The organism is Vibrio furnissii CIP 102972, from assembly GCF_000176175.1.
Classification (GTDB): Bacteria; Pseudomonadota; Gammaproteobacteria; order Enterobacterales; family Vibrionaceae; genus Vibrio; species Vibrio furnissii.
The window spans coordinates 1-12,890 of the sequence record NZ_ACZP01000022.1; the positions used below are offsets into that span (position 1 = coordinate 1).

Below are 12,890 nucleotides of genomic sequence, written 5' to 3' on the forward strand. Positions count from 1 at the left end.
TTTCATCAAATGAACATCGACTTCGGAGAGCCGAGCAAAGGTGGGCTCATCTGANNNNTGTTCGNNNATATGGACGATATTGGCCACCCGATAACACCCAGCGCTGGGTGCCTTGAAGAACACCGTTTCATCCAGTTTCGGCAATAGCGGAGTGGTATTGTCGACAGACGTAATTCGATTTCGGATAGATAGCGTGCCATCGGGCGCGACTTCATAAAAGTTAACAATCATGCGCTTCTCTGGGGTTGTTCAGTGAATGTCCTGTACTAAAACAACGTGGCAGAATAATCAATGCCATGATTGCAAAACTGACAAGTAGGACCTCTCGAACTACCCTTAAGTGGGTATCCTGCCTCTATTGCCCACCTCAGTATTACGGCCAACGTTGCGGCGGATTTTTAAAAGTGCCCATGCAATGTGTGAGAGATTTGAGATGAAAGAAAGAGTCTACCATGAGGCGCTGCTGGTTATTCAGGCGCTGGTTGTGCCTGGCACTCGCTATCCCGAGGCTTTTTGCACGAGAGACTTTATCCAACAATGCCAGCTTTGTGGGATGTCCGGGAGCGTTAGCCTGTCCGATGCGAATCGGTTGTTGCGCGAACTGACTCAAAGATATGATGCGGTATGGCAAGGCTGCCAATTTGACCCTGACTGCAACTTAAGTTGGTACTATCGCCGCTGAACCAATTGACGAACCCATGTTCCGCGCGGTTTGTTTCACCAGAGTCATTAGGACATGAGTCACATTTCCGCATCTCCGTTCATCGTGTCATGCACGTTTGCCTATACTGAGGGAATAGAGGCCCTACCCAACCTCTATAATGTAAGTATCACGATTGATAAACCCTCAAAGCAGCCGCCGTTTGGCGGCTCTTTTTTCAATGACTAAGCGCACAGTTCTCTCGCCATTCTTCCAAAATTGATTTACGAACAGAACGTCGTTCGTTTACAGTTAAGCATAACCACATCACGACCGACATGGATGTAAGAGGTGAACCATGATGCACAGCCATGCTGACAGTTGGGACCGATACCATGCTGCCTGCGAACGCCTGGCACTGCTCGAAGCCAGCTATAACCATACGCAGCACCGTTATCTTCAAGGTCAGGTTTCTCAGGAAGTGTACGAACTGGCGTGGAGTCTGAAACTCTCGGCAGAGCGACAAGTCCAAATTTTACGTCACCAGCTCGCGATGGAAGTTTGCGGCTGAGAGCAGAACGAAGGAGTCACTGATGGCCCCCGTATCAACGTCAACTCAATCCGAATCGTCACGCACCATGGACCAGGCTGCTTTTATCTCGGCGGCGGAGTCCAAAATGCACACCGCACGGTATCAGAACATCTCGCTGGTGCTTGCCATTAAGCCCGCCAGTCTGGATCCCAGAGCGTTTGACGTTTTCCACAAAGTCATGCAAACCGTGAAAAGTGCTCAGGTGGTCGGGAATCTGAATCAGAATTTCCTGTTGGTCTACGTGTGCGAACCGATATGCATTAGCCAAAACCAGGCCCGCGCGATTCATTTCAGCATTCGTCATTTCTTTTCTGAAGTGAAGCAGGCCGATGAGCGCATGTATCGGTTTTTAATTTCCGGGAAAGTTGGTGTGTCGGTGTTGGGGAAGGACACCCATTCCATGAAGACGGCAGTCGTGCATGCTTCTCAGGCGACATTGGCTCAGCAAGCCGGACATAAAAGCCGTATACAGTTCTACGATACCGATTTGCAACTGACGATTAAGCGCTACGTGCTGTTAGAGGACCTTGTACGAGATGCCATCGAGAAAGGCGCGATAGGCGTTCAGTACCAACCTATTATACGGTGTCAGGACTGGGTGGTGGCTGGCTATGAGGCGCTGTGCCGTTTTAACCTGGACGCGGCGCTTAACGCGACAACCACGGAGTTGATTGGGCTCGCTGAAGATTTAAATCTCATCTCAGAGTTGGATTTACTGACTTACCAGAACGCGTTTTCCCAGTGTGCGCCGTGGCTGAAAAAGTCCGGTCGTTTCCTGAATCTCAACCTTTCGCCGAATACCCAACAGAGTTTGTCCGAAGTCCTGGAATGCATGGTGCTGCTTGCGAAGCAGGAGCAGGTCGAGCCACGGCACATTGTCATCGACATGAATGAAGTCAAAAGTCCTGCGGCAACGCTCGATGTCTCAACGCTACTTCCGGAGTTTCGTCAGCGGGGCGTACAGTTTGCGCTGGACGACTTGTCCGAGGGATTCCGACTGGCTGACCTACTGAGCCAAGGACAATTTCAGTACCTCAGAGTCAGCCGCGAGCTGATTGAACGCAGCCATGAGCGGGGGGAATACTACCAGGTCATTAAGCTGTTGGTCAGACTATGCCACCGCCTGGACGTTGAGGTGATTGCTGAAGGTATCGAAACGCCGGACGAAGCCCGTTTGCTGTCTTACCTGGGGGTGGACTATATGCAAGGGTACCTGTTTGCTAAGCCGGTTGATTATGGCGACCTACAGGAGGCGGAGAAACAGCTCGAGACGATACTTCGACAGCTGCATGCCGATGGCCTGACGGATAGCTCGGATGCGGATGAAGAAGCCATCACCTTACTCAATATTGCCAGCAAAAGCCTGCCTCGTTTAGACCCCGGTGAGCCGCTCATCCTGGCTAACGAATACTTAAAACCCGACGCCATTAATGTGATCCCCGTTATCAACAAAGGGGAATGTGTCGGATTGGTGGACAAAGCTCAGCTCAATCTTCATCTGACTCCGGCCATGGGAACTGAACATGAAACTATGAAAGAAGCGGGCATCTGGAATAAGCCTGTTGCCAGTATGATGAATACGCAACTGACCATCATGGACGCACAGGCGCTGCTCACGGATGTGCTCCCGTTACTCAAAGAGAGCGCGCTTTCTCTGCCCATCGTTTTGGTCTCCGATAATCGCTATAAAGGCTTGGTGACGGAAACGGACATTACACACTATCTCTTAAAGCGGCTAAAATTGTAGCGTTGTCTTTCGTTTGCGTTGGGCTGGAAGTCAGGGATGAATCGATATTACGTAAATAAATGTGTGAATTCGCAAGGGCACCATGAGGTTCACCGATTGGGCTGTGCTCTGCAGGCTGAAATAGAAAGCCGAATCTATTTGGGCGTATTCCCATCAGGGACGATGGCCTTGGTGTTTGCGCGTCGATTGTATGGTGATTCGCAGTACTGCGTGCTTTGCAGAAACACCGATAGCAGTGAACCCGTTACATAGCCGCTCTCCTAAATGAGAACTCCACCTGAGGAGTGTTGAAAATAACGTTGAGCAAATGACCCTGACAGGTCATAGGCAAGTCTTCGGTTCGTTGACTACTCTTTTTCTACCACTCACTATTTAGAATGGAGAAAGAGTGTGATGCTCATTTGTGACGATACCAGACAGTTCATCATCGCGACAATTGACGATATGCAGACTCGTCTCAGTGACGATAAGCCGGTCTGCGCTCGCTTACAGTTGACGAATGACTGGCTCAAGCTTTGGATTGACTATCAATACTGGGATATGGTTTTTCATCTCGAGCGACCGGTTGAAGGGATGCTGGCAACGTCAGAGCTGAATATCTTCGCGTTTACGGCTGAGCATATTGCTGATGCATTAATCAGAGACTTGGAGAGAAAGTCGATGTGACTGAAGATGAATGATGTCACCATCACCGTGGTACTGCTATGGTTAGCGTGTTTCCGTTGACGTACTTCTCTGCGCCCGAGTTAACATAAATGCCGAGTGTCACAGAGGCCACATTGCTGGTCTCTAGGGGGCGTCGTTCGTAATGATTCGTCCCCGTTACTGCGAACGCGTATCGTCAAACGGGAAAGCCCGTATTCTTTGCTATGTGCAACCAGCGCAGAAACTCAAATGGGTTTCAGTTCATGTAGCACAGCACGTGAGTGCCATCATCTTGAACGCAGACTCTGGGCTTTACTGCGATGGACAATGACACTCACGCTGTTGTCATTGTAGCGCATCATTCTATGAAATTTTCAGGGAGGAGTTAGGTATGGACAGGAAACAGCGACAAGAGTGGTTATTACAAAGACGCAACGGTTTTCTTCACTATGTATACACTAAGGGGCTGGCTTGGGCATTTGCATTCGTGTTTGGTTTGGAGTTTCTAAACAATGACTTTTATCTGGATGTCATCTCACCAGGCTCAGTACATTTATACATGACCACGCTCTTGGTTGCCTTTATTTGCTCTGCGATAAATTGGACGTGCAATGAATGCAGTTTAAAGCGCTCAAAAGTAAATCCTCCAACCTAAAATCGATAAAATGGAGGACAATGGATCTTCTCAACGATACACATGTCTAGATGCGTTCCCGGTCGCAACTCATGAAGCATTGTAAACTACCTCAGAAATCGAAATTAGTAACAAGGCGCCCAATCGAGCGCCCTTGAGTTCAGTGAGTTGTTCTGCATCTGCCTTGGTAAGGCAGATTGCATCGATACTGATGCAAATTCTTAGTGATGACCGAAGGCACTTGGTAGAGATTAGCGACGTCTTCATCGTAGTTTTCCAAACCAAGGTCACAGGCTTGAACCACACCATCTTTAAAATCCCACTTTCTCAGTGCATTTGGGTAATCACAACCGACCAACTCCATAGCTTTCGGGAGAGTGGTCGCAACTAATGTTTTTTGGATGGGGCCGTGGCAGAACCAAATGTCCTTCTGACCACTCTTCGGCTCTTTGAGCGTCCAGCAGTAGGCAATCGCCTCTTTGAAGTCTTTAGTTCGTGCTGTACTTATAGGTTTAGCATTCGCACCGGTTTGTTGAGTTGGGTTAGCCTGAACGGTTGTCCCGTTGGTTGACGGTTGACTTGAAGCAGCAGACGCGACAGATGGTGCCGTCGTTGTTTTATTTCCGGCTTGGGTAGCACTTTTCATCGTAGCCAGAGCCTGCTCTCTCTTTTCCATGCGATCCATGTAAGTCGGTTGGATTTGCGCGTACTGCTTACTCAGGTTCGGTCGGGGAATGTAGTTGTTAGTATTCGATTGGCTGTATGTAGGCAGTGTTTTAACGCTAGTATCGAAGTTTGCCAACCCTTGGCGGATACCTGCGCTGACCGCTTCACTATCTCGTTTCTTCTGTTCTGCAACCATCTGGTTGTAGGCTTTAGATGCTTCGGAACTCTTATCTCCTTTGGCTGCCAGGTAAGCAAGTGAGGTATTAACACGCTTAATGGACGCGGCTGTTCGGGATAAATCCGCTTCCTGAAACTGTTCTGGTGTCTTGTGCAGTGAGTCCATAAAGCCCTCACACTTTCTCATCGAAAGGTAGGATGATGACTTGAGGCATGGGTGACTCGATTCAAACCCAATGACAAAGGTAATCTGCTCTTCAACGATTGCGGTTTCAACTTCGTTGGGAAGGTTTTTCCACGTTCTGTCGATCGTCAATATTGTTGAGCCATCACCAAGGACATATCGCCAAGAGCGAGTCTGAGTGCTGTCCCAACCTCTTCTAAAGTAGTAACTCACCACGTGTCCACCCGCGACGATAGGGTAGTGCTCCTTCAGAACTTGATCGAACGTACCGATACCGCGTGTCATTGCTTCAAACCAATCTCCTGAACGTCCCCAGAAATCCCATTGTGTGTTGAACGTAAAGCGGCATGAATTACCTTTCCACGCTTTGGTGGAATCTAGGCAGTACTGTTCCATACGGTTGATAACGTATTGAGAGGATTTGGTCATCTCTTCAGGCGTCTCCGTGGGTTCATCACTGTGCCCCCAAATTGCCTGGTGCATCCCATAAGTGCAGCCCGTTAACATTGCGGTGAGCAATAGTAACGCTGGAAATAGAACCTTATTGGTCATCTTGTGAGCCCATCATGTCATTGTTGTTATTGATAGAAAGTATAAATCAGGCAAATCAATAAACAATTATGCATTGGTTTGAATCGGATATGATTTCTGTAGGCCACAGCCAAACCAGAGACTCCTGAAGGTGGTGAATTTGAAAAGTTAGCTGCATTAGTTGAAGAGTATGAGGAAAAACACTTCCCATTTAATAACTGTAATCCACTTTTGCCCCCTCCTAAGCTAGAATTGTGTTGTGTCTCATTTCTATACACAGGGATTTGACCTATTTTTTCTTATTCTGAATCGCCACTGATTCCCAACGCATGGTATTTTTCATTCCATCGTTGGGTTTTGTGATTATGGTGCAATGGTTTAGGTTCGGTGGTAGCTTTGCTAATTGCTTAACTTGGCGCTAGCCATCAGGGAGGAAAATGGAAAATTTAACCAATGATATCATCACATTACTTCAGTATTTATTACCCGGTTTCGTTGCTGCGTGGATGTTCTATAGCTTGACCTCTTATCCAAAACCTTCACAGTTCGAGAGGGTAGTTCAGGCTTTGATATTCACGATTTTTATTCAAGCTATCGTCGTTGTAATCGAATATGGAATAGTGAGGATGTGTGCTGAATACTAGTTAGATGGCATACCTCAAAAGCACCAACCTTAAGCTATACAGGTGAAGATAAAGAACACTTTGGCATTTCTTTAGTTACCTTAGATAATATAATGAAATTGAAGGCTAGTAAGAGCTGGAAAGGTGAGAAAGAAACTCTAAAAAGGATATCACCCGATTTAGTTCCACTTTACAAACTAAGACTCCCGCTTCATGATGGAAATCTTCTTAAATGTGTGGGTTGAGAGATAACCCGCCAAAGTATTGGCAGATTAACGCTGTTAATTCTTCTTGTGAAAATTCATTGCACTTATTGTTAATAGTTATGGTTAACGGATGTGACTTGTTGATGTAATGTGATATAAGTTGATTATGAGAGGTCACGGAGGACAAGTTTATGCAGTGTAATCACTTAGGCAGTCTACAACGTGTTAAACGTAATATTTGGCATAAATTTTTCGGTATAAGAGAAGTGTATATGTGTCAGAAATGTGGAAAAAAAGTGACATTTCGCTGATGCATCCATAAAGCCGGATAGCTAAGGATAATTGAGGTTGTTTTAGGGAAGTGAACACATGAAGTGGGATACAATTTGCTCGGCTTTCATTATTGGATTGACTGCAGCCATTCTTTCTTTCAATTATTTTTCAGTCTTAAAGCCATTAAAAACCATCACCCAATCGAACACTCGTGCATCATGGATCGATTTGAATGCGCACTATGAAAATTATCTGCGTCCTTCGGTGCTGGTGCTGGATTTGCGTAGTATCAGCGCGGATAAAGGAGGAGAGGATGTATTCGCGGTGCTGGTTCAATACGCTGAAGCCATGCGGGAACAGTCATTTGATAAGGTCATTCTTGCCGCAAAAGGTCGGGAAAAATTTACTCTGAAAGGTGAATATTTTCAACAATTGGGGCATAAACAAAGTCAGCAGACCGAGGGTGACCGGCGGAAAATTTTTACCGAGAATCTCTACCGACCTGACGGCACGAGAGCGTTTGACAGTTGGCGTGGACGTTGGATCAGTGTCCTTGCCAAACAAACTGAAGATTTTAACGAGTTCAACAAACAGTGGTATGTCGACGACCCGAACTTTCACAACTAACCCACCAGATTAGACTATGTATTCAATTTCTCCCGGCGAAATAGCCAGTTGCATCCCTTTAACAATTGCGATGTAGATGATTTCTGCTATTTCGTGCGTGATCACTGTATCTGATATTGACAGAATGGTCTCATCCTTAACCCTGAAATGATAGTGCTTTCCGTCGTACTCAAATGTTGGTGCCAATGGTGTCGTCACAGTGTCTAAATCCATTGTGTGTATCAATACTTTTATTAGATTAATCTCATTGGTGAGATTATGCAACATATTTTACTTACGTTAGTGTGTGCTAAAGCACCTGTTTTCTGTCGTTTCGTACTGAGTTTAAAGCAACCTGTACCCGGACTTATGAATGGATAACCGTGCGTTATTCTCCTATTGCTTTCATTGACCTAAGCGGAGAAGAACCCTTTTCCTAATCCGACAGAAACGTTCTAGAGCGTCAGATCTAACAAATTTCTGTCCAAAAATCAGTTACGTTGAATGTCAGTTACCTTAACAAGCTTAAAATGAGACGAGTCAAAAATGGTATTTATATGGCGGTCAGATGTGATTAATTTCTATTAACCACATCTGACAGATCAAGTTAAGACTTACTCGTATAATTGATAGCAAGATACTAAGTGGTCCACTCATCAATCATGTCAGCCCAATCCTGCAACATGGCCGCGCGCTGTTCTCGGTACTCGGCTTTGTTGTAAACTGCTCTCACCCCTTTCTGTTCGTGCGCAAGGCATTTTTCTATCCAATCCGTGTTGTATCCGGCTTCATGTAGCAGTGTACTCGCTGTTCGACGCAGGTCATGCGGCCCAAACTTACTTAGTGACTGACCTTCCTTTTGTGCGGCCTTGTATGTCAAATCCATGACTCGGTTCATCGTCGCACTACTCATGGGAGCATCAGAGTCATAACGGGAAGGAAGAATGTAATCAGACCCACCGGCAAATGTCTTCAAGGCGATCAGAATGTCCATCGCCTGGCGTGACAAAAATACCAGGTGAGGGTTACGCCGTTTCATCCTCTCTTTAGGAATCGTCCACAACGCTTCGCTAAAGTTAATTTCGCTCCAGGTTGCATTGGTTAATTCGCTTTTGCGTACCATAGTCAGCAATAGCAACTTTACCGCAGCACGAATCGAAGGCGTGGTTCCTACCTTTTCCATATAGCGGTACATCAAACCAATCTCAACCGGTGTTAACGTTCGGTCTCTTGGTTCAAATCGAGCGATACTTGCGGGCCTCACAAAGTCTGCCGGGTTCTCAACTTTCTGCCCTCTCTCAATCGCCCATCGATACACCTGAAGTACAATGTCACGCGTATGCACAGCAGTAGCCGGAGCTCCCCGCTCTACTATCGCGTCAGTCAATGCTCGTAGATCTTCATGAGTGATTTCGGTGAGCTTCTGATTTCCAAACTTTCCCTCTAACTCTCGGGCATAGACTGAACGACGCATATCCCGGGTAGAGTCGGCCATCTGATAGCCACGAAGCCATTTCTGAGCCCAGGCACCAAATGTTTCAGCATCTTTCGTTCTCGCCTTCGCACGTGCTTTCTCTTTGGCCGGCGACTTTCCATCAGTAACCATTCTCTTCGCTTCATTGAGACGCTCACGCGCTTCTGCTAACGTGATGCCTCCTACTCCATAGCGACCAAAGGTAATGGTTTCTTGCCTTCCATTGATCGAGTAGTTGTAGCGAAAAGAAATAGAGCCCGCAGTGGTCACAGCAACATAGAGGCCATCACGGTCATTGACTTTGTAAAGCTTATCTTTGGGTTTGAGATTGCGTAGCTTGGTATCAGTGAGCATGTTTCGACCTATTATTATTGTTTGATACCATGCTGAAAAACCTCTAAAAAACTAGAGATTAATCTTTACAAAACAGATAGATATATAAATTTAATACCATGCCCCATCAAAAACACTCAGCATGGTATCGGGCGTAATCCATGGCATTACCGATGAATCATACCCATCAAAATACCACGGTCAAACCGTGCTTGGTGTTGCCAGACATTGCCAAAAATGACTAAGCCAAAAACAAAAAAAGTCCGCAATTACGCGGACTTAAGTATGATTTAGTGCCTGTTAATGCCAGACCTATCTTAAAGGAGGATTATTCCCACTCGATAGTTGCTGGCGGCTTACCTGAAATATCGTAAACCACGCGAGAGATACCGTTCACTTCGTTGATGATGCGGTTTGACACTTTGCCAAGGAAGTCGTATGGCAGGTGTGCCCAATGCGCAGTCATGAAATCGATGGTTTCAACGGCACGCAATGAAACAACCCAGTCATACTTACGGCCATCGCCCATCACGCCCACAGAGCGTACAGGGAGGAACACGGTGAATGCTTGAGACACTTTGTCGTATAGGTCAGCCGCATGAAGTTCTTCAATGAAGATCGCGTCTGCGCGACGTAGCAAGTCACAGTATTCTTTCTTGATTTCGCCCAGCACACGAACGCCAAGGCCTGGCCCTGGGAATGGGTGGCGGTAAAGCATGTTGTACGGCAGACCAAGCTCTAGGCCAATCTTACGCACTTCATCTTTAAACAGCTCACGCAATGGTTCAACCAAGCCCATTTCCATGTCGTCAGGCAGACCGCCCACGTTGTGGTGTGATTTAATCACGTGCGCTTTACCAGTTTTTGACGCGGCAGATTCGATCACGTCTGGGTAGATGGTGCCTTGCGCCAACCATTTCGCGTTTTTCAGTTTCTTCGACTCTTCATCGAATACGTCGACAAACACGTGACCGATCGTTTTACGTTTGTCTTCTGGATCAGACTTGCCTTTCAGTGCATCAAGGAAGCGCTCTTCTGCGTCCACTTTGATGATGTTCAGACCGAATTTATCGCCGAACATATCCATCACTTGCTGACCTTCGTTCAGGCGTAGCAGACCGTTGTCAACAAACACACAGGTCAGTTTGTCGCCAATAGCACGGTGAACCAACATCGCCACAACTGACGAATCCACACCGCCAGACAGGCCAAGGATCACTTCATCATCGCCCACTTGCTCTTTGATGCGAGCAACCGCGTCTTCAATGATCGATTCAGACGTCCATAGACGCTCACAACCACAAACACCCAGCACAAAGTTTTCCAGCATTTGCAGGCCGCCTTTGGTGTGTGTCACTTCAGGGTGGAACTGTACGCCGTAGTATTTTTTCTCTTCGTTTGCCATCGCAGCGTAAGGACAGGTGTCTGTCTCACCGACTTTGACGAAATCAGCAGGAATCTCGACAACTTTGTCGCCGTGGCTCATCCAAACGTCTTGTGTGGTTTCAAGATTTTTGAACAGCGCAGACTCACCAGACACTTTCACTTGTGCGTAGCCAAACTCACGCTCGTCAGAGCCCGCAACTTTACCACCCAGCTGTTCAGCCATGGTTTGCATGCCGTAACATACGCCCAGCACAGGCACGCCTGAGTCAAAAACGTATTGCGGTGCACGGGGCGAGTTCGCTTCCGTTACGCTTTCCGGACCACCAGATAGAATGATGCCGTCTGGATTGAATTCGCGAATATCCGCTTCTTCAACATCCCAGCTCCACAGTTCGCAATAAACGCCGATTTCACGGACGCGACGCGCCACAAGTTGAGTGTACTGAGAACCGAAGTCCAGGATCAGAATACGTTGGTCATGGATATTTTTAGTCATTTTGAGCAGTCTTTTAGGGCTAAGTGATTAAAACCGAGGCGAGTGTACTCGCCTCTTATTAATGCTTCAAGGAAAAAGCAAACGTTTACGTTGTTTTCTCATTCGAGAAAAATCAATGCGACGTTGATTAACCCAAACGATAGTTTGGTGCTTCTTTCGTGATTTGAACGTCGTGTACGTGAGACTCTGCCATACCCGCGCCAGAGATTCGTACAAATTCAGCTTTCGTACGCATATCTTCAATGGTCGCAGAACCGGTCAGACCCATGCTTGAACGTAAACCACCCATTTGTTGGTGAACGATCTCTTTCAGGCGACCTTTGTACGCGATACGGCCTTCGATACCTTCAGGAACCAGTTTGTCCGCTGCATTATCGGATTGGAAGTAACGGTCAGAAGAACCTTGAGACATCGCGCCCAGAGAACCCATACCGCGGTAAGCTTTGTAAGAACGACCGTTGTACAGAATCACTTCGCCCGGTGCTTCTTCAGTCCCTGCGAACATTGAGCCAACCATCACACAAGATGCGCCAGCTGCAATCGCTTTACAGATGTCGCCAGAGAAACGGATACCGCCGTCCGCAATAACAGGAATACCGTATTGACCCGCCACTTCAGCCGCATCAGAAATCGCAGTGATTTGAGGTACACCAACGCCTGTCACGATACGAGTTGTACAGATAGAACCAGGGCCGATACCCACTTTCACAGCACTCACACCCGCTTCGATCAGCGCTTTAGCGCCTGCGCCAGTTGCAACGTTACCGCCAATGATATCTAGATCTGGGTAAGCCGCGCGCGTTTCACGAATGCGGTTAAGAACACCTTCAGAGTGACCGTGTGAAGAGTCAATCAGCAGAACGTCTACGCCCGCTTCAACAAGAGCAGCGACACGCGCTTCGTTGCCAGCACCAGCGCCAACCGCAGCACCAACACGTAGGCGACCACGTGCATCTTTACATGCGTTAGGTTTACGTTCAGCTTTATGGAAGTCTTTGGCGGTGATCATACCGGTCAGTTGGAACTCATCGTTCACGACCAATACTTTTTCAACGCGTGCTTCGTGCATTTTTTCTTGAACTTCAGTGCGAGTCGCACCTTCTTTGACCGATGCAAGACGCTCTTTCGGCGTCATAACCACAGAGACTTTCTTCGACAAATCCGTCACAAAACGAACGTCACGACCCGTGATGATCCCCACCAGCTCGTGGCTTTCAGTCACCACAGGGAAACCCGCAAAACCGTGCTTTTCAGTCAGGGCGATCACATCAGCGATGGTTGCATCAGGGCTTACGGTGACCGGATCGGTAACCACGCCAGCTTCAAATTTCTTCACCTGACGAACTTCAGCAGCCTGTTGCTCAATAGACATGTTTTTGTGGATAAAGCCAATGCCACCTTCCTGCGCAAGAGCGATAGCCAGACGAGCTTCCGTCACGGTATCCATCGACGCAGAGATCATTGGGATGTTCAGTTGGATGTTTTTCGTCAGCTGAGTGCGAAGATCAGCGGTATTTGGGAGAACGGTGGAGTGTGCTGGCACAAGTAGGACGTCATCGAATGTCAGCGCTTCTTTGGCAATTCTTAGCATTTGCAATATCTCACAATATAAGGAGTAAAAAGAACAATCCAAGCCTCATCGTTTCGCATAATGAGTGCAGCGATGCTGCATTTGGA

Annotated in this window: 9 protein-coding genes and 1 pseudogene; 5 read left to right on the top strand and 5 right to left on the bottom strand. The window is 47.3% G+C overall.

The window, feature by feature from the left end; translation table 11 throughout:
- Positions 1 to 998: 998 nt before the first annotated feature.
- The 3 genes from VFA_RS21990 to VFA_RS22000 all read left to right on the top strand — a co-directional run bounded on the left by VFA_RS21990 (position 999) and on the right by VFA_RS22000 (position 3,645).
- Positions 999 to 1,211 (top strand): hypothetical protein, encoded by a 213-nt coding sequence (locus tag VFA_RS21990; RefSeq protein WP_038152787.1) that lies wholly within the window; start codon positions 999 to 1,001, stop codon positions 1,209 to 1,211.
- A gap of 22 nt (positions 1,212 to 1,233) precedes the next feature.
- Entirely contained in the window at positions 1,234 to 2,979 is a 1,746-nt protein-coding gene (locus VFA_RS21995) for an EAL domain-containing protein (protein WP_004729371.1), read from the top strand.
- 393 nt (positions 2,980 to 3,372) lie between these two features.
- Complete coding sequence (locus tag VFA_RS22000) at positions 3,373 to 3,645, top strand: hypothetical protein (RefSeq protein WP_038152791.1); 273 nt, start codon at positions 3,373 to 3,375, stop codon at positions 3,643 to 3,645.
- A 773-nt stretch (positions 3,646 to 4,418) separates the two neighbouring features.
- On the opposite strand, the gene VFA_RS22010 is transcribed toward VFA_RS22000, so the two are convergent.
- On the bottom strand, positions 4,419 to 5,837 hold the full coding sequence (locus VFA_RS22010; RefSeq protein ID WP_004729373.1) for a hypothetical protein: 1,419 nt from the start codon (positions 5,835 to 5,837) through the stop codon (positions 4,419 to 4,421).
- Positions 5,838 to 6,253: 416 nt separating this feature from the next.
- On the opposite strand from VFA_RS22010, the pseudogene VFA_RS24310 reads away from it, so the two are divergent.
- A pseudogene (locus tag VFA_RS24310) lies at positions 6,254 to 6,457 on the top strand (DUF6338 family protein); the annotation flags it as partial.
- A 557-nt stretch (positions 6,458 to 7,014) separates the two neighbouring features.
- Positions 7,015 to 7,545 carry a hypothetical protein gene (locus VFA_RS22020; RefSeq protein WP_038152793.1) on the top strand — a complete coding sequence of 177 codons (531 nt, stop codon included), beginning with the start codon at positions 7,015 to 7,017 and terminating at the stop codon, positions 7,543 to 7,545.
- Between the two features lie 9 nt (positions 7,546 to 7,554).
- Here VFA_RS22020 and VFA_RS22025 read toward each other — a convergent pair whose 3' ends face one another.
- From VFA_RS22025 to guaB, 4 genes are all read right to left on the bottom strand, one after another.
- Positions 7,555 to 7,758 carry a hypothetical protein gene (locus VFA_RS22025; protein ID WP_140209439.1) on the bottom strand — a complete coding sequence of 68 codons (204 nt, stop codon included), beginning with the start codon at positions 7,756 to 7,758 and terminating at the stop codon, positions 7,555 to 7,557.
- Between the two features lie 406 nt (positions 7,759 to 8,164).
- Entirely contained in the window at positions 8,165 to 9,352 is a 1,188-nt protein-coding gene (locus tag VFA_RS22030) for a tyrosine-type recombinase/integrase (protein ID WP_004729379.1), read from the bottom strand.
- Between the two features lie 307 nt (positions 9,353 to 9,659).
- On the bottom strand, positions 9,660 to 11,213 hold the full coding sequence (guaA, locus tag VFA_RS22035) for a glutamine-hydrolyzing GMP synthase (protein WP_004729380.1): 1,554 nt from the start codon (positions 11,211 to 11,213) through the stop codon (positions 9,660 to 9,662).
- Positions 11,214 to 11,340: 127 nt separating this feature from the next.
- Positions 11,341 to 12,804 carry an IMP dehydrogenase gene (gene guaB, locus VFA_RS22040; protein ID WP_004729383.1) on the bottom strand — a complete coding sequence of 488 codons (1,464 nt, stop codon included), beginning with the start codon at positions 12,802 to 12,804 and terminating at the stop codon, positions 11,341 to 11,343.
- Positions 12,805 to 12,890 lie beyond the last annotated feature (86 nt).